General features: G+C 65.0%; 18 protein-coding genes. 17 read left to right on the top strand and 1 reads right to left on the bottom strand.

Annotated features, from left to right (window positions below; all coding sequences use genetic code 11):
* Positions 1-77 precede the first annotated feature (77 nt).
* From smc to TK90_RS07910, 6 genes are all read left to right on the top strand, one after another.
* The gene (smc, locus tag TK90_RS07935) at positions 78-3,572 is read left to right on the top strand and encodes a chromosome segregation protein SMC (RefSeq protein WP_012982955.1); all 3,495 of its coding nucleotides are present in this window, start codon (positions 78-80) and stop codon (positions 3,570-3,572) included.
* Between the two features lie 63 nt (positions 3,573-3,635).
* The gene (gene zipA / locus TK90_RS07930) at positions 3,636-4,823 is read left to right on the top strand and encodes a cell division protein ZipA (RefSeq protein ID WP_012982954.1); all 1,188 of its coding nucleotides are present in this window, start codon (positions 3,636-3,638) and stop codon (positions 4,821-4,823) included.
* Entirely contained in the window at positions 4,820-6,913 is a 2,094-nt protein-coding gene (gene ligA, locus TK90_RS07925; protein ID WP_012982953.1) for an NAD-dependent DNA ligase LigA, read from the top strand. The genes zipA and ligA overlap by 4 nt, the downstream gene beginning before the upstream one ends.
* Positions 6,914-7,132: 219 nt before the next feature.
* A complete protein-coding gene (locus tag TK90_RS07920; RefSeq protein ID WP_012982952.1) occupies positions 7,133-7,585 on the top strand; it encodes a transposase in 453 nt (150 codons plus the stop codon).
* A gap of 346 nt (positions 7,586-7,931) precedes the next feature.
* Positions 7,932-9,836, top strand: coding sequence for a nucleoside-diphosphate sugar epimerase/dehydratase (locus TK90_RS07915; protein ID WP_012982951.1), 1,905 nt, complete (start codon positions 7,932-7,934; stop codon positions 9,834-9,836).
* Positions 9,837-10,061: 225 nt separating this feature from the next.
* Positions 10,062-11,228: a nucleotide sugar dehydrogenase gene (locus TK90_RS07910; RefSeq protein WP_012982950.1), complete on the top strand. Its 1,167-nt coding sequence runs from the start codon at positions 10,062-10,064 to the stop codon at positions 11,226-11,228.
* 202 nt (positions 11,229-11,430) lie between these two features.
* On the opposite strand, the gene TK90_RS07905 is transcribed toward TK90_RS07910, so the two are convergent.
* Positions 11,431-12,546 carry a Wzz/FepE/Etk N-terminal domain-containing protein gene (locus tag TK90_RS07905; protein ID WP_012982949.1) on the bottom strand — a complete coding sequence of 372 codons (1,116 nt, stop codon included), beginning with the start codon at positions 12,544-12,546 and terminating at the stop codon, positions 11,431-11,433.
* A gap of 284 nt (positions 12,547-12,830) precedes the next feature.
* Here TK90_RS07905 and TK90_RS07900 point away from each other — a divergent pair, with 284 nt between their 5' ends.
* The 11 genes from TK90_RS07900 (at position 12,831) to TK90_RS07855 (ending at position 21,263) form a co-directional block, all read left to right on the top strand.
* Positions 12,831-13,190 (top strand): MarR family EPS-associated transcriptional regulator, encoded by a 360-nt coding sequence (locus TK90_RS07900; RefSeq protein ID WP_012982948.1) that lies wholly within the window; start codon positions 12,831-12,833, stop codon positions 13,188-13,190.
* A 400-nt stretch (positions 13,191-13,590) separates the two neighbouring features.
* A complete protein-coding gene (locus TK90_RS07895) occupies positions 13,591-13,812 on the top strand; it encodes a DUF6290 family protein (RefSeq protein WP_012982947.1) in 222 nt (73 codons plus the stop codon).
* 268 nt (positions 13,813-14,080) lie between these two features.
* Positions 14,081-14,347 carry a type II toxin-antitoxin system RelE/ParE family toxin gene (locus TK90_RS14735; protein WP_083767896.1) on the top strand — a complete coding sequence of 89 codons (267 nt, stop codon included), beginning with the start codon at positions 14,081-14,083 and terminating at the stop codon, positions 14,345-14,347.
* A 417-nt stretch (positions 14,348-14,764) separates the two neighbouring features.
* Positions 14,765-15,028, top strand: coding sequence for an AbrB/MazE/SpoVT family DNA-binding domain-containing protein (locus TK90_RS07890; protein WP_012982946.1), 264 nt, complete (start codon positions 14,765-14,767; stop codon positions 15,026-15,028).
* On the top strand, positions 15,025-15,405 hold the full coding sequence (locus TK90_RS07885) for a PIN domain-containing protein (protein ID WP_012982945.1): 381 nt from the start codon (positions 15,025-15,027) through the stop codon (positions 15,403-15,405). The genes TK90_RS07890 and TK90_RS07885 overlap by 4 nt, the downstream gene beginning before the upstream one ends.
* A gap of 401 nt (positions 15,406-15,806) precedes the next feature.
* The gene (locus TK90_RS07880) at positions 15,807-16,082 is read left to right on the top strand and encodes a type II toxin-antitoxin system Phd/YefM family antitoxin (RefSeq protein ID WP_012982944.1); all 276 of its coding nucleotides are present in this window, start codon (positions 15,807-15,809) and stop codon (positions 16,080-16,082) included.
* On the top strand, positions 16,082-16,495 hold the full coding sequence (locus tag TK90_RS07875) for a PIN domain-containing protein (protein ID WP_012982943.1): 414 nt from the start codon (positions 16,082-16,084) through the stop codon (positions 16,493-16,495). Before TK90_RS07880 ends, TK90_RS07875 begins: the two co-directional genes overlap by 1 nt.
* 477 nt (positions 16,496-16,972) lie before the next feature.
* The gene (locus tag TK90_RS07870; RefSeq protein ID WP_244406380.1) at positions 16,973-18,295 is read left to right on the top strand and encodes a lipopolysaccharide biosynthesis protein; all 1,323 of its coding nucleotides are present in this window, start codon (positions 16,973-16,975) and stop codon (positions 18,293-18,295) included.
* Complete coding sequence (locus tag TK90_RS07865; protein ID WP_012982941.1) at positions 18,279-19,010, top strand: class I SAM-dependent methyltransferase; 732 nt, start codon at positions 18,279-18,281, stop codon at positions 19,008-19,010. Before TK90_RS07870 ends, TK90_RS07865 begins: the two co-directional genes overlap by 17 nt.
* The gene (locus TK90_RS07860; protein ID WP_012981492.1) at positions 18,964-19,929 is read left to right on the top strand and encodes an IS5 family transposase; all 966 of its coding nucleotides are present in this window, start codon (positions 18,964-18,966) and stop codon (positions 19,927-19,929) included. Before TK90_RS07865 ends, TK90_RS07860 begins: the two co-directional genes overlap by 47 nt.
* 176 nt (positions 19,930-20,105) lie before the next feature.
* A complete protein-coding gene (locus TK90_RS07855; RefSeq protein ID WP_012982940.1) occupies positions 20,106-21,263 on the top strand; it encodes a hypothetical protein in 1,158 nt (385 codons plus the stop codon).
* Positions 21,264-21,546 lie beyond the last annotated feature (283 nt).

Raw genomic sequence — 21,546 nt, 5'->3', positions numbered from 1 at the left:
TTCGGGCCTGGTCACGCTCAGGCCGTAAGCGTGTACCATTCTACCCGCGAATGCCCTGACCGTGGATCACGCCGAACGTGCGACTCGCCCGAATCAAACTGGCCGGCTTCAAGTCCTTCGTGGATCCGACGACACTGGTGCTGCCCGGAAACCGCGTGGGCATCGTGGGGCCGAACGGCTGTGGCAAGTCGAACACCATCGACGCCGTGCGCTGGGTGATGGGCGAGTCCTCGGCCAAGCACCTGCGCGGCGACTCCAGCGAGGACGTGATCTTCAACGGCTCCTCCAGCCGCAAGCCGGTCGGGCAGGCCTCGATCGAGCTGATCTTCGACAACTCCGACGGTCGCCTGGGCGGCGAGTACAGCGCCTATGGCGAGATTGCCGTACGCCGTGCGCTGACGCGCGACGGCCAGTCCAAGTACTTCCTCAATGGCCAGCGTGCGCGCAAGCGCGACGTCGTGGACCTCTTTCTTGGCACCGGCCTGGGCCCGCGCAGCTACGCCATCATCGAGCAGGGCATGATCGCGCGCCTGATCGACGCCCGGCCGGAGGAACTGCGCGTTTACCTGGAGGAGGCCGCCGGCATCTCCAAGTACAAGGAGCGCCGGCGCGAGACCGAGAACCGCGTACGTCACACCCGCGAGAACCTGGAGCGTCTGGACGATGTGCGCGACGAGGTCGCCAAGCAGGCCGAGCGCCTTAACCGTCAGGCCGCCACCGCCGAGAAATACCAGACCCTGGCTGCCGAGCGCCGGCAAAAGCGCGCCGAGGCCATCCTGCTGCGCCTGCGCGCCCAGGAACAGGAATTGGAGGCGAGCCGCCAACGCCTGCAGGACGCCGAGACGCAACTGGCGGGCACCCAGGCTGAGGCGCAGAAGGTCCGCACCGAGACCGAACAGCAGCGCCAGACGCGCGTGGACCTGGAGGCGGCGACCACCGAGGCGCAGTCCGCCTATTACGACCGGGCCGCCGAGGTCTCGCGCCTGGAGCAGTCGATCCGCCACGCGGAGGACGAGCTGGCACGTGAGCGCGCCGAACTGCAGCAACTCGAACAACGCATCCAGACCGCGGGAGACGAGTTCGCGGCGCTCGAGCAGCGCATTGTCGAGGCCGAACGCGAGCGTGATCAGCGCCAGCAGGAAGCGGAGACTGCCGAGGCGGAACGCGAACGTCTGGAGGCAGCTGCGGAGCAGGCCGAGAACGAGTTCCAGGCCGCGCGCGAGGCACAGTCCGAGTGGGAGCGGGCGCTGGCCGAGCCGCGCCAGAACGCCCAGCTGGCGCGCTCGCGCATGGATCACGCCGAACATCAGCTGGCGCGTCTGGCCCAGCGCCGCGAGCGCCTCGACGCCGAGCGCGCGGCTCTGCCACAGACCCATCCGGGCGAGGAGGCCGAGCGCCTGCAGCGCGAGCGCGATGCTCTGGCCGAACGCCTGGAGGAGCTGCGCCACGAACGCGAGCAGCAGCAGGAGCAACTGAACCAGCTCACCGAGGCCCGCCGCGAGGCCCGCGACGCGCTGCACGAGGCCGAGCGCGAGGCGCGCGAGGTGGCCGGGCGCCTGGCGGGGCTGGAACACTTCGCCGGCGAGGATGACCCGGCCGAGACCCGTGAGCGCCGCGAGGCCTGGGCACGCGAGCAGGGGCTCGATCTCTCGCGGCCGCTGGTGCAGCAGCTGGAGGTCGACGAGGGCTGGGATACGGCCGTGGAGCTAGCGCTCGGGGCCTGGCTCGAGGCGGCGGTCCTGGACGCGCCCGAGGCGACACGCGACTGGCCGGATGCCGCGCTGCGCCTGGTGAGCGCGGAGCCCGGCGCGGATGCCGAGATCCCGCGCGACTCCCTCGCCGCGCGTGTGCGCGGTTCGGCGCCGGTGGGCCACTGGCTGGCACGCATCCATTGTGCGACCGAGCTGGAGGATGCCCGCCGCAGGATGGCCACGCTGGCGCCGGACGAGAGCGTGATGACACCCGATGGCACCTGGATGGGTCCCGGGTGGGTGGCCCATCGCACGCTGGAAGGCGGTGCCTCTGGCGCGGTCGCCCGGGTGCGCCTGGCCCGCGAGCTGCGCGAACGCGAGCAGGCGCTGCAAGGGCAGATCGAGCAGCACCAGGCGACGCTCGCCGAACGTAGCGAGGCGATCGAGGCGGCGCAGGCCGAGCGCGACCGGCTGGATGCGCAGTTGCGCGAACAGCAGGGCGAGATCGACGAACGGGATCGGCGCATTCAGCGCCTGCACGATCAGGCACGCCAGCTGGAACAGCAGCAGGCGCGAATCGACCACGAGGCAGGCGAGCTGGAAGAAGAAACGGCCCGCGCGCGCGAACAGTTCGCCACAGCGGAGCAGGAGCGTAACCAGGCGCTCGCCACGCTGGAGACCCTCGACGCCGACGGCGAGGCGCTGGAAAACCGGCTGGAGGCCGCGCGTGGCACCCAGGGTCGCGCCCGCGAGTCCGTGCGCGAGGCGCGCGATGCGGCCGGCCGCGCGCGGATGGCGGAACAGGAGGCGCGCCACCGGCTGGAGCGCGAGCAAAGCGAACACACGCGTCTGGAACGGCAGCGCGCGGAGGACCGCGAGCGCTTCGAGAAGCTGCAACAGGGTCTCGCCGGGCGCGAGGGCCCGCTGGAACAGTGGCGCGGTGACCTGCAGGCGGCCGCGGAGCAGCGTCAGCAGGCGGAGGAACGCCTCACGCGGGCGCGCTCGGATCTCGAGGCCTGCGATGCGCGCCTGCGCGAGCTGGCCACCCGAGCCAGCGAGCTGGACAGTCGCGTCGAGAGCCAGCGCTCCACCTGCGAGGAGTTGCGCCTGGACCAGCGCGAACGCTCGGTACAGATTGATCAGCTCAAGGCTCAGTTTCAGGAGTCGGGCTTTGCCACTGAGACGCTCGCCGAAGGGCTCGCGGAGGATGCCTCGGTGCCGGCCTGGGAGCAGGCCATCGCGGAGCTCGACCGCAAGATCGAACGCCTCGGTCCGATCAACCTGGCCGCGATCGACGAGGCGCGCAGCCTGGAGGAGCGCTCACGCTATCTGGAGGAACAGCATGCGGACCTGATCGAGGCCCTGGAGACGCTGGAGGCGGCGATGCACCGTATCGATCGCGAGACGCGCCAGCTATTCAAGCAGACCTTCGATCAGGTGAACGCCGGGCTGGGACAGAAATTCCAGCGCCTGTTCGGCGGCGGCGAGGCGCGCCTGGAGATGACCGGTGACGACTTGCTGGATACCGGCGTGACCATCATGGCGCGTCCGCCGGGGAAGCGGCTGTCTACCATCCATCTTATGTCCGGGGGCGAGAAGGCGCTCACAGCATCGGCGCTGGTGTTCGCTATCTTTGAATTGAATCCGGCACCCTTCTGCATGCTGGACGAGGTGGATGCGCCGCTCGACGAGGCCAACGTCGGGCGCTTCTGTGAGCTGCTGGAGGACATGTCGGAGCAGATCCAGTTCATCTTTATTACCCATAACAAGGCCACGATGGCCATGGCGGAACAGCTGATCGGCGTTACCATGCACGAACCGGGGGTCTCGCGCCTGGTGAGCGTGGATATCGACGAAGCCGTGGAACTGGCCGAGGCCTGATCCGTGGCTTCCAGCGGCCGCTGTGGCTTCACAACACGATTGACGAGGTATTGAGTGGATTGGATGCGCATCAGTCTGGTGGTCCTGGGCATTGTGCTGGTCGCCGGTATCTGGCTGGCCCACCGCCTGCGTACGCGCGAGCGCGGACGGGATCTGGATGACGACGCCGCCGACTGGGGTGACGACGCTGTGCACATCCGTGCGCAAGGCGACGAGGGGCCGCGCCAGCGAGCGAGTGAGTCCGAGCCTCTGGGGGCCGATGCCGGTTGGGCCGATCCCCTGGAGACCTCGCGCGAGTACACGCGTGATCCGGAGGCCGAGACCGCCGACTTCGATGATGTGCGCGTGCCGCAAAACGAACGCGCGGAACCGCGTCTGGGCGTGACCTCCGCGGAGGACGATCAACCCCTGCCGCCAGGGGAGCGCCATGCTGATCGCGCCCAGGACATCTACGGCGTCCTCGATAGCGACGACGAGCCGGTGCCGCCTCCGCCGCATGGCGCGTTCGAGCCGGACCCGACGGACGCGCCACGCCGGCGGCCCAAATCCAGCGCATTGGAGACGGCGCGCGGCATGGCGGGCGAATTGGGCGGGCGCCTGCGTTCTGGGATCACCGCGTTGCGTTCCGGGCGGCTGCGCAAGCCGCGCGCCGAGGACACGCTTGGCGACCGTCTGGACCCAGACCATGAGGTTGACCCCGAGCTGATCGAGGAACCAGCCCCGGACATGGAAACCCTGGGTGAGTACGTCTCCGAGCCGCGCGTGGTCGGGCGCAACCCACTACGCGATGGCCCCGCCGCGGACGAGAAGATCCTGCTCCTGCATGTCGTCGCACCCCGCAACCGGCCGTTTACCGGCGTGGCGCTGGGTGCCGCGCTGCAACGCGCGGGGCTTGCACCAGGCGAGATGGACATCTACCACTACCACGAGCCCGATATCGACAGCCGGCAGGCGTTGTTCTCCGCCGCGAATATGGTGCCGCCCGGGACGCTGCGCGAGCAGGACCTGGCGGACATGATGACGCCGGGCATCACGCTGTTCACGCAGGTGCACAGTAGCGCCCAACCGCAGCGTGCGTTCGAGGCCCTGCTGGAAAATGCGCATGCGCTGGCACGCGACCTTGGCGGGTCCATCCTGGATGCCCAGCAGTCCACCGCCACCAACCAGACGCTCGCCTACATGCGCGAGGACCTGAACGAGTGGCTGATGCGCCATCGCCCGGATCTGCTGCGGCGCCGGAGGGCGCGGTGAGCTCTCCCTCCGCGTCCCGGGACGGCACGACGGGCGCGGCGGGGGAGGTAGGCGAGCGGATCGAACAGCTGCGCCGCCAGATCGAGCACCACAACTACCGCTATTACGTCCTCGACGACCCGGAGGTCTCCGACGCCGAGTTCGACGCCCTGATGCGCGAACTCGAACAGCTCGAGGCCGATCACCCTGACCTCGTCACCCCCGACTCGCCCACACAACGGGTCGGCGGAGCGCCTGCCGCCGGCTTCGACACCGTGCGCCATCGTCTGCCGATGCTGTCGCTGGCCAACGGCTTCGAGTCCGACGAAATCCGCGACTTCGACCGTCGTGTACGCGAGCGCCTGGCCAAACAGACTGGCGATCCCGCGCGCGCCGAGCAGGCCGTCGCCTACATGGCCGAACCCAAGCTGGACGGCCTGGCGATCAGCCTGATCTACGAAAACGGCCGCCTGGTGCAGGCCGCCACGCGCGGCGACGGCGAGACCGGCGAGGACGTGACCGGCAATGTCCGCACCGTGCGGCCGATCCCGCTGCATCTGGGCGATCGCTATACGGACGATGCCCCCGGCGTGCTCGAGGTGCGCGGCGAGGTGTTCATGCGCCGCTCGGACTTCGAACGCCTGAACCAGGGCCTGGAGGCCGATGGCCAGCGCGGCTTCATGAACCCCCGCAACGCCGCCGCCGGCAGCCTGCGCCAGCTCGATCCGAAGGTGACGGCGCGGCGCCCGCTGAGCTTCTTTGCCTACTCCGTGGGGCATGTCGAGGGCGGCACGCTGCCCGACACACAGTCCGGCACGCTGGATTGGCTGCACCGGCTGGGCTTTCCGGTCTGCCCCGAGCGGGCCGTGTTGGACGGGGTCGAGGGCTGCCTTGCGTACTACGAACGCCTGGCCGAGCGGCGCCGCGAGCTGGACTACGAGATCGACGGCATCGTCTACAAGGTCGACTCGCTGGCTGACCAGCAGCAGCTGGGGTTCGTCTCGCGCGCGCCGCGCTGGGCGATCGCTCACAAGTTCCCGGCCGAGGAACAGACGACGACCCTGCGCGCCGTCGACTTCCGCGTCGGCCGCACCGGCGCGCTGACCCCGGTCGCGCGGCTGGAGCCGGTGCTGGTTGGTGGCGTGACGGTCAGCAACGCCACGCTGCACAACATGGACGAGATTGCGCGCAAGGACATCCGCATCGGCGACCGCGTGATCGTGCGCCGTGCGGGCGACGTCATCCCCGAGGTGGTTGGTCGCGCCGGGGGCGAGCGCCCGGCGGACACCCGTGCCATCGAGATGCCCACCCGTTGCCCGGAGTGCGACTCGCATATCGAACGCCCGGAGGGCGAGGCCGTGGCTCGCTGTACCGGCGGGCTGGTCTGCCCCGCGCAGCGCCGCGAGGCCCTCAAGCACTTCGTTTCGCGCCGCGCCATGGACATCGAGGGTTTCGGCGAAAAACTGATCGAGCAACTCGCCGATGGCGGCATCGTGCAAAGCCCGGCGGATCTGTTCGCACTGGATACCGAGCGCCTGGAGGCGCTGGAGCGGGTCGGTCCCAAGCTCGCCGAGAATCTCGTCAACGCCCTGGAACAGGCGCGCGAGACCACTCTGGCGCGTTTCATCTTCGCCCTCGGCATCCGCGAGGTCGGGGAGGTCACCGCACGCAACCTGGCCACGTACTATGGCGACCTGGACACGCTGATGCAGGCTGATGCCGAGGCGTTGCAGGAGGTGCCGGACGTTGGGCCCATCGTTGCCGAGCACATCGCCAACTTCTTCGCCGAACCGCACAACCTCGAGGTGATCCGCGCCCTGCGCGAGGCCGGCGTGCACTGGCCCGACCCGCCCGCGCGTCCGGCAGCGGAGAAGGGCGAAACCGCCCCGCTGGCCGGCAATACCTACGTCCTCACCGGCAGCTTCGACACCATGACCCGCGAGGAGGCCAAGGCCGCCCTCGAGGCCCGCGGCGCCAAGGTCACCGGCTCCGTCTCCAAAAAGACCACCGCCGTCATCGCCGGCACCGACCCCGGCTCCAAGGTCACCAAGGCCGAATCCCTCGACATCCCCATCCTCGGCCCCGACGACCTCGCCCAGCTCCTCGCCTGATCAACCCCGCCCCCGTAGGAGCCGCCTCGGCGGCGAAGCCCTTGCCAGAGTCGGACCCGGGCAGGGGCGTTCGCCTGCGAGCAGGCTCCTACGGGGGGTGTTCGTGCACGGGGCTGCCCGTTGTAGGAGCCGCCTTGGCGGCGAAGCTCCTGCCAGCCTCAGCTTTGCCATCAGCGCCTGATATCCTCGAACACCAAACGGAATACAGAAGGAGGTCCCATGCCACGGAAGGCACAAGGGCATCGCCTGCGACTCGGCCGGGTCAGTGAGCAGGGGCGCATCTACCTCGTTACAACGGTGTGTGCGGGCCGGCGGCCATGGTTTGCAGAGTTTGCCCGGGCCCGTTGCTGTGTGCAGTCGTTGCGAGAGGTTGAAGATGCCATCACGACTTTATGCTTCGTGGTCATGCCGGACCACCTGCACTGGTTGTTGCAACTGGACCACGGCGAACTCCCGGTGGCGGTACAAAAGGTGAAGGCAAACACAACCCGCCGCATTGGACGGCTTGAGGGTACGCGGTGCCACATCTGGCAAAAGGGCTACCACGACCGCGCACTACGCCGCGAAGAAGACCTCCAGGCCGTCGCTCGATATGTGGTTGCCAACCCGCTAAGAGCGGGCCTCGTTCGCAATCTGCGTGATTATCCGCACTGGGATGCGCTCTGGTTGTAGATCCCCTGTGGGAGCCTGCTTGCAGGCGAAGCCCTTGCCCGGGTCCGGCATTGGCAGGGGCTTCGCCGCCAAGGCGGCTCCTACAGGGGCCTCGCAACGCGCGACCAGCCCCCCGTAGGAGCCTGCTCGCAGGCGAATGCTCCTGCCCGGGCTGGATGACCGCAATGCCCAGGGTTATCGCGCGGCGACCGGCACATGGATGCATTTTTATCAGGGGTTGCTTATGCTTCGCGCGCCGCTCAGGGAACGCGGCGGGCGCCAGGGACCGGTACTTGATGTAGTGTGGTCTGGGCATGATTGAGTCGACAGGGCTTGAGGCGAAGATGCCAGGCGGGCACAACACACCATGCTGAACCGTGGGCTGGAACGTCTGCTGCGCTTGCCGCGCGGCAAGAAGCGCTGGCTGATGATTGCCGCGGACGCGGTCATGCTGCCGCTGGCGCTGTGGTCGGGCTTCGCGATCCGCCTCGCGGAGCCGTTCCCCCCGATCATGCAGCAGACCTGGTGGCTATTCCCACTGGTGGTGATCGTGGGGATCCCGCTGTTTGCGCGTCTGGGCTTGTATCGGGCCGTGGTGCGCTTTATGGGGTCGCGCACGATCTGGACGGTGGGTTCTGGTGTGGTCATCCTGGCGATGACGGTCTGGGCAGCGGTCGCCATCGCCCAGGTGGAGAGCTTTCCGCGTTCGGTCCCGATCAATTTTGCGATCGTGGCCTTCCTCTATGTCGGTGGTAGTCGCTTCTTGGTGCGGGCGTGGTACCGATCGGTGATGGCCGCGGCACCGGGTGCAGAAGCGGTGGTGGTGTATGGAGCGGGCGAGGCGGGCGTGCAGCTGCTGTCCGCGCTGAAGGGTGGTGGCGGGATGTTCCGCGTGGTGGCCTTCGTGGACGAGGATCGAGCCCTGCAGGGCAGCTCGATTGACGGCGTCCCGGTCTACAGCCCCCGGCGCCTGCAACGGCTGATTGACCAATGGCATGTGCGGCGCGTGCTGCTCGCCGTTCCCACGGCTACGCGTCAGGAGCGGCGCCGCATCCTGGAACAGCTCGAGCCGTTCTCACTGTATGTGCAGTCGGTCCCGTCGATGGAGGCGGTGGTCTCCGGGCAGGCCAGCCTGGAACAGCTGGAAGACATTGATGTGGCGGACCTGCTGGGGCGGGACCCGGTACCCCCCGACCCCGAGCTGCTGGCCTGCAGCATTCGCGGGCGCGTCGTCATGGTGACCGGCGCCGGGGGCTCCATTGGCTCTGAGCTGTGCCGCCGAATCATCCGGTTGCAGCCGGCAGCGCTGATTCTGTACGAGCGCAACGAGTTTGCGCTGTACAGCATCGAGCGCGAGATGCAGGACTACTCACTGCAACTGGACCCGTCCCCGGCGGTACACGCCGTACTCGGGTCCGTGGCGAACCCGCGTCGCGTCCGCTCTGTACTGGCCGAGCATGGCGTGCAGACCCTGTACCATGCGGCGGCCTACAAGCATGTGCCGATCGTCGAGGCCAACCTCATTGAGGGTGTGCGCAACAACGTGGTCGGTACCGCCGTGATGGCCGAAGCCGCGCAGGCGGCAGGCGTCGAACGGTTCATTCTGATCTCCACGGACAAGGCCGTGCGCCCGACCAACGTGATGGGGGCCACCAAGCGCCTGGCGGAGATGGTGCTGCAGGACCGGGCGCGGGAGGGCCGGGGTACGGTCTTCAGCATGGTGCGCTTCGGCAACGTTCTCGGTTCCTCGGGCTCCGTGGTGCCACTTTTCCATCAGCAGATCCGCGATGGCGGGCCTGTCACCGTCACCCATCCCGAGATCACCCGCTATTTTATGTCCATCCCCGAGGCGGCCGAGCTGGTGATCCAGGCGGGCGCGATGGCGCAGGGGGGCGAGGTGTATGTGCTGGATATGGGAGAGCCGGTACGCATTGTCGACCTCGCGCGCCGCATGATTCGGCTACACGGCCGACAGGTAAAAGAGGACGGATACCCCGAGGACGGGATCGAGATCGTGTTCACCGGGCTGCGCCCGGGCGAGAAGCTCTATGAAGAGCTGTTGATCGGAGACAACGTGGAGCCCACCGCGCATGTGAAGATCATGCGCGCCCGCGAGGAATGTGCCGCTTCGAGCGACCTGCGCGCCGCAATGAAACGCCTGGACCGTGCGGACCGTGAAATGGATACCGAAATCGCCTGCCAGACCATCCGCGATGTCGTGCATGGCTACGCGCCCGCCAACCATCCGCCGCAAGAACGTTTCGCTGAGTAGCACGGGTGCGATTCCTGAGTACCCGTTCCTCACACACGCGAAATCGCTTGTGTATTCTTCGCTCAAACGCCCTCAGGCCCCTTCTTTGTAGGAGCCTGCTTGCAGGCGAAGCCTCCTGCCGGCGTATGGAGCTTTGGCAGGAGGCTTCGCGGACAGGCCCGCTCCTACAGGCAAACAGGTGTCCACAGGCCAAACATCAACACTGAACAACCGAAGGATCCAGGGATGAAAATCGCAGTCGCCGGAACCGGCTATGTCGGGCTCTCCAATGCCGTCCTGCTCGCGCAGCACCACGAGGTGGTGGCGCTGGACGTGGTGCCGGAGAAAGTCGAGCAGATCAACCGCAGGCAGTCCCCGATCATCGACGCCGAGATCCAGGATTTCCTCGAGAACCGCGAGCTGAACCTCAAGGCTACGCTGGACAAGCAGGAGGCGTTCGCCGACGCGGACTTCATCATCATCGCGACTCCCACGGACTACGACCCGCAGACCAACTACTTCAACACCTCCACGGTGGAGTCGGTCATCCGCGACGTACTGGCGGCCAACCCACAGGCCACCATGGTCATCAAGTCCACCGTGCCGGTCGGCTACACGCGCGAGATCAAGGCGCAGATGGAAACCGACAACATCCTGTTCTCGCCGGAGTTCCTGCGCGAGGGCAGGGCGCTGTACGACAACCTGCACCCCTCGCGGATTATCGTCGGCGAACAGTCCGAACGGGCCGAGACCTTCGCCGGCCTGCTGGCCGAAGGGGCGGTGGACGACGACATCCCGATCCTGTTCACCAATTCCACCGAGGCCGAGGCGATCAAGCTGTTCGCCAACACGTATCTGGCCATGCGCGTGGCCTACTTCAACGAGCTGGACAGCTACGCCGAGATCCACGGCCTGGATACCCGCCAGATCATCGACGGTGTGTGCCTGGACCCGCGCATCGGCAGCCACTACAACAACCCGTCCTTCGGCTACGGTGGCTACTGCCTGCCGAAGGACACCAAGCAGCTGCTGGCCAACTACGACGAGATCCCCAACAACATCATCGGCGCCATCGTCGATGCCAACCGCACCCGCAAGGACTTCGTCGCCGATGCCATCATCCGCCGCAACCCCAAGGTCGTCGGCATCTACCGCCTGGTGATGAAGAGCGGCTCCGACAACTTCCGCGCCTCCGCCATCCAGGGCGTAATGAAGCGCATCAAGGCCAAGGGCATCGAGGTTGTCGTGTACGAGCCGGAGCTGCCCGACGACGAGTTCTACCGCTCCCGCGTCATCCGCGATCTCGACGAGTTCAAGCGCGTGTCCGACGTCATCGTCGCCAACCGCATCACCGACGACATCCGCGACCAGACCGACAAGATCTACACCCGCGACCTCTTCAACAGCGATTGATCCACCCAGGTCCGCTCCCACATGTCATGGGGGGCATGCAGACGTCACCCCGCGCCCCCATCATCCCGGCCGAAGCGAAGCGTAGAGCCGGGATCTCCCACGTTGGCGCGGCCCGAACGTGCGAGACCCCGGATCACAGATGCGCGGTTTCCGCGGTGATAGCGGAAGGGTGGTCGGCATGATCAACTGTGAGAAACGGGTACTAGTTGGCTTCTGTTGCCCGCACGTTCGCCAGAAACTCACGGAAAAACGCCCCGAAGACACCCAGCATCAGGCCGAGTATGAGAGACAGAGCCACGAACAGGGATCGTCCAGGACCCTCTGGCGTGTTTGATGCCAACGCATAATCCGATCCGCGGGCGACCGTTTCGCGAACCCGTTGTTCTCTGCGATCCAGGGCAGCCATCGCTATTTCGTGGCGGCTCTGTTCTCGCTCCATCTGTGATGCGATGCGTTCGCTTGAGGACTCCAGTTCACTGAGGCGCTGCTCAACTTCCTGTACGTGATCTGGAAGCTCGGTCCGCAAACGCCTTTCTGCGCTATAACGCATGTCCACGATTGAGGTTAGGGGCATCATGCTCCACAACGGTGCGGCGCTCTGATCCGTGTCCGCGAGGGCCGCGTCCAGTTGCTCCCGAAGGGGGTGAAGGCCATCGATCTGTTCTTCCAATAGGGCGCGTTCTTCTGTCAGCAATTCCAGTCGCGATGTGGCACGTTCCTTATGTTCGGTGATCGAGTCTAGGTCGCCTTGCAGCTGCTCGAGTTGGGCTGCGTGCTGTAGCTCTTGCTCACGACGTTGATCGGCGAGTTCCGCGCGAATATCGTCAATGTGTTGAACGTGATTCTGACGAAGCGCGCGTGTAGTGAGCGTGTGGAGTTGTTCAACCGCCTCTTTGCGGTCCATTGGCGCTGATGTCGTCAGGTGGACGTACTCGGTTCCATCCACGTACCGTGCACTGGCCTCTGGTGGTCTGGTCTCCGGGCTGTCCGCGAGGAGATCACGCCAAATGCCTGGTATTAGGACGTTATTGAGGAACGTAACCGTCACGTTTGGGTCCTCAACCGGATTTCCCCGGTCGTCTTGGCCCAGCTGGATGGTTGTCTGAAAGCTGTACGAGGGGGTCTTAAGGAAGCCGTATAACGTGCCGAGGAGCAGGACTGCAATGGTCACAGCGGCAATCCACCACTTGCGCCTGGACAGCACGTTCCACAGATCAACAAGGCTGATCTCGTCGTCGTATCGCGAATGGTTGCCGGGATCGGGTCGGTCACCACTGGTGCGGGTTTCGCTTGTGGGGGATGAGTCTTTCGTCGACATCGAGTGTCCAGGCAGTTATCACGGGGCTGTGATTGTCGCTGAATCCTAATCAGAAATGAACTGAAGATGCCTATTCCTTGGGGGTTGGACAGGTACCACTGATCGCTGCCAGAGGCACTTACTTCTTTGCGTCTAGTGGCCCCTCTATGGTCTAATCGAGACTGCGTTCACATTGTGAACGCACTACAAAATGTGCTTCCCCCAGCCGTGGCGGGCCCGCAAGAACCGGGCGCACCGTCCCGGCGGTAGCGTGCCCGAACGCCGCCTTTAACCCCGGTAACTCATTGATAGAAGAAGATCTTCATCTGGAAGTGCTCCGTCTGCTGGAGCAGGAGCCGGACATGAGCCAGCGCCAGCTGGCGCGTTCGCTGGGGCTGTCCGTGGGCAAGACCCACTACGCGCTCAAGGCCGTGCTCGACCGCGGCTGGGTCAAGGCGCAGAACTTTCGCCGCTCCGACAACCGCTCGGCCTATCTGTACAAGCTCACGCCCAACGGCCTGCAGGAAAAGGCCCGCCTGGCGTACGCGCTGCTCCAGCGCAAACGCGTCGAACATGAAGCCCTGATGACCGAGATCGAACAACTCCGCGCCGAGCTCCGGGACGCGAGGCCCGAGGCCGTAGCCCCGGAGCCCCGCAATCCGTAGGAGCCGCCTTGGCGGCGAAGCCCCTGCCAGAGTCGGACGCGGGCAGGGGCTTCGCCTGCGAGCAGGCTCCTACGGGGCGCGGCTCAGCGTCACGCCAACCGTCATCTGTGCGGACCACCCGTCCCCACCGTCATCCCGGCCGCGGCGAAGCGGAGAGCCGGGATCCTCAGCGGTTGGGGCACCGTCCGCGTTGGAGATCCCAGATAACCGCTACGCGGTTTCCGGGATGATGGCCCTGGGGGTGCGACTTCCGGGAGGACGAACCGTAGGGAGTTCGTGGGGGCGCGGAGGAAAAGGCCATGGTCGGTGCCGTTGGGATCATGTCGGTGCGACACCTGTCGAACTGGGGTAGTCGTGCGCCGTGCTATACTTGTATAGCAATTTCTCGGAGGTGATCCCCATGCTGGCTTTGCGTCTGCCTGAAGATGTGGAAGAACGCCTGGCTGCCCTGGCCAAGGCCACAGGTCGTAGCAAGAGCTACTACGCGCGTGAGGCGATCGTTCAGCATCTGGAAGACCTTGAAGACATCTACTTGGCCGAGCAGCGCCTGATTGACCACCGCAAGGGAAGCGGCGAGACGGTCTCCATGGATGAAATGAGGCGCCAGCAAGGGAGACGCTGATCGATTCGCGCGTTCGCGCTCGAGTCTATTTTGCTTGCTGACAAGGCGCGGTGACCGCCGTGCAGTCACTCTGCACAAGGGAGCCGGAACGCCGTCAGCGGGCAAAATCGGCCGAGCCCCTCCGGGGTTGGGCCCCATTTTTCCCGATCCTGCTTTGCGCCGCTTGCCGGTAGAACCACTACCGGTCTGCGCGACACGCCTGGTCGCGGAAAAAATGGGGCGCCAACGCGAACGTACGAATCGGTCAGCGTCTCCCTGAAGTTGGACGATTGAGTTCGACAAGCGCGTAGAGAAGGATCTCCGCGGGCTGGACAAACAGGCGGCCCACCGGATTCTTAAATACCTGAACGAGCGGGTTGCGCCACTTGACGACCCGCGCCGATTGGGTAAATCGCTTACTGGAGAACTGGGCGAATACTGGCGCTACCGCGTCGGCCCATACCGTGTCATTGCATCGATAGAGGATAACCGGTTCCGGGTGCTTGTCGTCCGCGTGGCACACCGCAATGCGGTCTATCGCCAGGGAACAGTATAGGCGTCGGCAGGCAACGGGTTCCCGTACGGTAAATGCCGTGTCTTTGAACTGGAGACCGGATCCCTGGGCGACTGTGGCGTCCAGCGCTACCCCGACCCGTCATCCCGACCGGAGCCTGCCCCCTCCGTCGTCTCGGCTGTAGCTTCCTCCCACCCCGCCACCCCGGGCGTAGCCGTCCTCGCACCCGGTCATCCCGGCCGCCGCGAAGCGAAGAGCCGGGATCTCCAGCGGTGGGGCTGCCCGGACGTGGAAGATCCCGGATAACCGCTCCGCGGTTTCCGGAATGACGTAGGAGTGGGAGGGCGTCCCGGCCGCCGCGAAACGTAGAACCGTGAAGAACTGATCTGCCCCCGTCGTTCTTGCGCGCCGGACGAGTGCGTGTCACCTTCTAGTGGTTAGTGGCATGAGGAACGACTGATGGCACATCAAGATAACGAAGTCCAGGTAGGGGCTCAGGGCCGCGTAGTTATTCCCGCGGGGCTGCGCAAGACGCTCAAGCTGCAAGCCGGCGACCGCTTGATCGCGCGCCTGGTTGGCGAGAGCTTGGTGCTGGAACGGCGAGAACTCGTCGAGAGACGGTTGCGCGACCGGTTCAAGCACATCCCCAGGGACGTCAGCCTTGTGGATGAGCTGATCGACGAGCGGCGGTCCGAGGCGACGCGCGAACGCAAGGCTCCATGACCACGGTACTGGATGCTTCGGCATTGTTGGCCTTTCTGCATGACGAGCCGGGTGGCGACCACGTGGCAGCCGTTTTGGATGGTAGCTGCGTCTCGACCGTGAACTGGTCCGAAGTGATGCAGAAATCGCTCCAGCGCAAGGTGAGTATCCAGGGAATGCAGCAGGAGTTTGCCGATGTCGGGCTGCTTTTCGAGCCCTTCACAGCGGAACAAGCCGCGTTGGCCGCACAGCTCTGGGAGCCTTCCCGGCAGCACGGGCTGTCGATGGCCGACCGGGCCTGTATTGCCCTGGCGATGGACAAGGCACTCCCTGTGCTGACCGCCGACCGAGCGTGGGGTCAGTTGGACTTGGGGATCGCCATTCAGGTTTTGAGGTAAAAGCGCGCAAGCGCATCGACACCCGCGACATGGGCTCGGACGAAGCCGCCCATCACATCCTGCCCAAGCTCGAAGCCATGGGCTTCATCCGCAACCGTAAACAGCACCGGGCCATGTACCCGTAGGAGCCCAGCCCTCTGGGCGATCGGCCTGTCCAACGCCCCAATCGCCGAGAGGCTCGGCTCCTACAGGTCCGAAGCCACCGCAGCCCAACGGGCGTCCCGGCCGCAGCGAAGCGAAGAGCCGGGATCGCCAGCGGCTGGGGTTGCCCGGATAACCGCTCTGCGGTTTCTGGGAAGGCGCCCTTGGGGGGCTCCCCAGAGACGGCCGGTTCAGTCCCGGGGCCTGGTCGGGTTGTTCGAGGTGCTATGCTCAGTACTAAAACGAGTACTGGAGCGCATATGGACAACGTAATCTCGGCGCAGGAGATCAAGCGTCGCGGGATCAGTGCGGTGGACCAGGCATTGGAGAACGGACCGGTGCATGTGATCCAGCGCAATCGGCCCCGATACGTGATTTTGAGCGAAGACGCCTACCAGCGTCTGTCGGCTGGCGTAGAGGCTCGGCAGCGCCTGTGGGATCGATTGCTGAAAGACGATGCACCAAGGGTCGTGGCGCGAAGCCGTTCGGAGCTCGATCGCGAGCTGCAAGCGGAGCGCGAAGGCTGGCCCGATTGATGCTGGCGTTTCTTGATGCCAGTGCCATCATTTATTTGCTGGAAGGTGATGCGCGTACCCGATCGGCGGTCCGCCAGGTGCTAAAGGACCTGGGGCGCAGAGACGCAACGCCTACGTTGGCGGTATCGGCATTAAGCCGGCTGGAATGCCGCGAGCGTCCGCTGCGCGAATCGGATACCCAGGCGCTGGAGCAGCTGGATACGTTTTTTACCGATCCAGGCTTGTCGGTCATTGCGCTCGATACGGTCGTTCTGGACAAGGCCACGGAGCTGCGCGCGCACCATGGGTTGCGTACACCCGATGCCATTCAAGCGGCGTCCCTGCTCGCGGTCAATCCGGACGGGGCTTTCGTAACGGGCGATGGCGACTTTGAGAAGATCCCTGGCCTACGCGTGCACCGGATTCCGCGTTGACCCAGAAGGGCGGTTTAACGTCCTCCAGGCCGCAGCAAAGCGAAGACCCGGGATCTCCAGCGATAAGGAAGCCCCAAACGCACGAGATCCCGGATAACCGCTCCGCGGTTTCCGGGATGACCGAGGTGGGGCGGCTTATGTGGTGTGGGGGTAGGGTGGATGCCGAAGAACACACCCCGCGTCACTGCGAGGAGCGCAGCGACGCGGCAGTCTCCCGGAGCGCCACCGACCTCGATGCGTGGCCACGACGAGACCTCCGCTCGCCGAAACATAAAGCACGTGTAGGAGCGGGCTCGCCCGCGAACAGCTCACTTTGCCGGCAGCGCCAGTTAGTTTGAGTGCCATCCTGAGCACTACCGGATCGGACAGCCATAACGTGCCAACCCATTACGTCCTCAAACCATCCGTCATTGCGAGCGGCCCCACCGCGTGGCAATCGGTTTGCGCTCGCAACGCCCATGGCAGCAGCGCGTCGGCATGAGTAACGCAATGGCCCTCCCGCGGCGCGCGTTCGACCGCTTATGGCGCAGCCGCTTTGCGCGCAATGTGGCGGTAGTCGCCTCCGGCACCGCCGGCGCACAGGCCATTACCATAGCCTTCGCCCCGCTCATCACGCGCATCTATGGGCCGGAGGCGTTCGGCCTGCTGGGCACCTTCATGGCGATCGTGGCCGTCGCCATTCCGGTTGCTGCGCTGGCCTACCCCATCGCCATCGTTCTGCCACGCGAAGATCGCGACGCACTGGGCCTGGTCCGCCTGTCCGCCATCCTTTCGTTTGGCGTCGCGCTATTGGCTGCCGCGCTGCTGGCGTTCGGTGGCGACTGGCTGACGGTAACGCTCGGCGCCGAATCCGTTGCCGGCTACCTGTTTCTGATCCCCGTGGCGATGCTCTTCGCCGCGTGGATGCAGATCGCCCAGCAATGGCTGATCCGCAAGAAGCAATTCGGCGTGGTCGCCCGCTCCGCGGTCGCGCATTCGCTAATCCTGAACAGCGCCAAAAGCGGCATCGGCTGGCTGCATCCGGTTGGAGCCGTACTCATCGTGCTGGCCACGCTGGGCCACGCGCTGCATGCCGCCCTGCTGTTTATCGGTGCGCGCAGGCGCTACCAGGCAGAAGCAGCCGAGGGCGTAGATGGCTCGCATACACCTCTGAGAGAACTAGCGCATCGGCACCGTGATTTCCCGCTGTACCGTGCGCCACAGAACTTCATCAATGCCGCCTCGCAAAGCCTGCCGGTGCTGATGCTTGCGGCGTTCTTCGGCCCGGTGGCGGCGGGGTTTTACACGCTGGCGAAGATGGTCATGGGTATGCCCACGACCCTCATTGGCAAGGCCGTGAATGACGTGTTCTATCCACGTATCACGGAAGCCGCCCACAATGGCGAGAATCTTCCGCGCCATATCGTGCAGGCGACCGGTGCGTTGCTGGCGATCGGTATTGTCCCTTTCGGCCTAGTTGTCGTATTTGGCCCTTGGTTTTTCGGTCTCGTGTTTGGTGTGGATTGGGTGATGGCGGGCGAGTACGCCCGTTGGCTGGCGCTGTTCTTCCTGTTTAACTTCATCAACAAGCCCGCCGTTGCGGCTGTTCCAGTTCTTGGTATTCAGCGTGGTTTGCTTGTGTACGAGCTGTTCAGCACCGGTGCAAAAGCTTTGGGGCTAGTTGTCGGGTTCTACTGGTTTGGAAGCGATCTCTGGGCCGTTGCGCTGTTCTCAGTGATCGGCGTTCTGGCATACAGCGCAATGATGTTGTGGATCCTGTCCCACGCAATGCGGTGGAGAACCGATGCAAAAACAAGTTGACAAGTCGCACTACGAGTTTGGCAAGTACGTACACAAGCGCCGATGGGCCAGCATGTGGCACCAGTTGGACGAAGTGATCAAGCTGAATCCGGAGCGTGTGCTGGAAGTTGGGCCCGGTCCGGGGCTGTTCAAAGCAACGGCTGGGGTGATGGGGGTTCACGTCGAAGCGCTGGACCTGGACCCAGAGCTTGAGCCCGACCACGTGGCCCCGGCAGATGCCATGCCCTTTGAAGATGATGCGTTCGACGTCGTCTGCGCTTTTCAGATGCTGGAGCACGTGCCCTACGAAAAGAGTCTGGCCATCTTCGCGGAAATGGCTCGAGTGGCCCGCAAGGGTGTGGTTATCTCGCTGCCCGATGCCGCTACGCGCTGGCCTATGGCGCTGCACATCCCGCGCGTGGGGTTGAAGTGGGTATCCATCCCCAAGCCGCGCATCCGCGCGCGTGAACACCAGTTCGATGGCGAGCACCACTGGGAGATCAACAAGGCGGGCCATCCCTTGGCGAAGGTGCAGGAAGACTTCTCGAATGCCGCGCCGGTACGTCTGACCAGGACGTATCGCGTGAACGAGAACCCCTACGGAAACACTGATTTATTCCGCCGTGGGTCCCGCCCACCTGGCGGGTTTGGGATAATGGCGCCAGGTTTCCTGCCCGAGGTGATGGCCGATGTCCCAGCGCAGCTTTTCCGATCTCGAGTATTCCGCCAAGCGTAAGCAGACGCGGCGCGACCGCTTTCTGGGGGAGATCGATGCGATCACGCCCTGGGCGGCGCTGGTGGAGGCGATCGAGCCGCACTACCCGAAGGGGAAGCGGGGTCGTCCGCCGATTGGTCTGGAACGGATGCTGCGGATGTACGTGGCCCAGCAGTGCTTCAACCTGTCGGACGAAGGGATCGAGGACGCGGTGTACGACAGCCAGGCGATCCGGAGCTTTGTCGGGATCGACCTGAGCCGCGAAGACGCCCCGGATGCCACGACCCTGCTGCAGTTCCGCCGGCTGCTGGAGCAGCACAACCTGACCCAGGTGATCTTCGACCGGATCAACGCCCATCTGCAGCAGCGGGGACTGATGTTGCGCGAGGGCACAGTGGTGGACGCCACCCTGATCGCGGCCCCGCCGTCGACCAAGAACCGGGAGAAGGCGCGCGATCCAGAGATGCACCAGGCGAGGAAAGGCAACCAGTGGTACTTCGGGATGAAGGCGCATATCGGGGCCGATGTCGTCACCGGCCTGGTTCATACCGTGAAGGGTACCGCTGCGAATGTCTCGGACGTCTCGCAGGTGCCGGAACTGCTCCACGGCGAGGAAGCGAGCCTGCATGGCGATGCCGGCTACATCGGTGCGGAGAAGCGACTGGAAGGCCATCGTCCGGAGACGCACATCGCGCGCAAGCGCGGCACGGTACGTGCGATGCCAGAGGGCCCCGAACGCGATCAGGTGCGCGCCGCTGAACGGCACAAGGCTCAGTTGCGTTCGATCGTGGAGCATCCGTTCCATGTGGTGAAGAACCTGTTCGGATATCGCAAGGTGCGCTACCGCGGCCTCAAGAAGAACACCGCGCAGCTGCACAGCCTGTTCGCCCTGGCGAACCTGTACCGTGCGCGACAATGGGGGCTGCTGCCGCAGGGGTAGTGTGTCCGCAGGACCGGAAATCGCCCCTGTAACCGCCAAAAACGGCGGTTACAGGGGCCCAGGCCGGCCGTAATGGCCCCAGTGCCCTTCCAAAAACGCTTCGGCGGGGCACGGAGCCGGATGCAGGCCCATTGATCAGCGTTTCCCTACCACCGCTTCTTCGTCTACGAGCCTGCATGAACGCCCCCGATGCCATGGAACGCAGCGCGGCCGAATGCCTGCGCTTCGCTCAAAACAATGAGCCCCCGCGGCTGCTGAAATCCAGCCTGGCGGCCATGAGCGCCGACCAGAGACACACCCTTTGCGGAAAGAAGGGCATTGAACAGTGGGCAGCGTTCAAGGAGCGGTTGCTGGGGCATCAAGCCGACATGGGTTTCTACTGGCAGCCAACCCCCGGCCGGGGCGGCCCCTTGAGCCTCACGGCGATCGAGCCGCCGGCCGCTGCGGGCAAGGCACTGGGCGAGCAGCTACTCAACGAGGGCGTCCCAGAAGGTCGCCTGGATGAAGTGCTCAAACAACGGATGCCGAGTGTCGCGGAGCTGATGCACCGCCATGGTATCGACAGCGACCTGGACGCCTTTCGTTCCGGGTTCAAGGACGCCGTATGCGGCAACCGAAGTTATCGTTTCGCGCAGGGGCGCAGCCAGCGCTTCAGCGCCGCAACGCGGGAATACCGATACCCGGGTACCAACAGCCGCCGGCGCGAAGACCAGCTTGGCCACGCGCTGCTGCCCTGGCTCAAGGAGGCGTTCGACTTTGCCCGGGTCGAGCACGTACAGAGTCGCCGCCAGGGTGGCCGATTCGAGAACGCGGATTTCGTCGGGTTCCGTATCCGTCGCCAGATGGCCAATGACGAGTTCGTGATGTACAGCTTTGAGCTGAAGGCCACGAATGACATCCCCGCGATCTCCCAGGCCATCAGCCAGGCGGTCAACTACCGCAGTCGCTCGAACTACACCTACATCATCATCCCGCTGTTCGACGCAGCCCAGTTCCACGACGAGGCACGTTTGAGCGAGTTGCTGGCCATGTGCCGCAGCAACGGCATTGGCGCCCTTTCGATGAGCATCGACCCGGACGGCGACCGCATTGCGGATCTCGTCGAAGTTCAGCGCGCCGAATACCGCTCAATGGACGATGCCGATTGGCTTCGCACCCTCGTCGACCAGTCTAGCCAAGAGCTTTGCCCGCTGTGCCGACGCATCGTGGATGCCGGAAGCCGCCTGCACTGTGGCTGGAAAGTGCCTCAGAATGGCGACGACATCGGCTGCATGAAACAGCGCCTGGAGGAGAGCGTGGGGGTGCGCGCGGATTCCAGTGACCCGAACGAGTGAAACGCATTCTACGGAGGATAAATGATGGCCTGTTCCAATTGCGGCTCTGGCGCGCATACGGCGCGCAACTGCCCCAACGTACCGCGTTGCTCCCATTGCGGGCAGTCCGGTCACAACATACAGACCTGCCCGATCATTCGCCGGTGCCGGATCTGCAACGGTTACGGGCATGACGCGCGCAACTGCCCGGATCGGTGATCTCCAACGGGAGAACGAGGGGAAAACGGGGACAGATTTATTTTCCGCTGTATGGACGTGGCGGTCGTAGTGAGTGAGCAGGGAG

This window comes from Thioalkalivibrio sp. K90mix (assembly GCF_000025545.1).
In the GTDB taxonomy this organism is placed as follows: domain Bacteria; phylum Pseudomonadota; class Gammaproteobacteria; order Ectothiorhodospirales; family Ectothiorhodospiraceae; genus Thioalkalivibrio.
The sequence above is the reverse complement of the archived record's forward strand: the minus strand, read 5'-3'. Positions and strand labels throughout refer to the sequence as shown.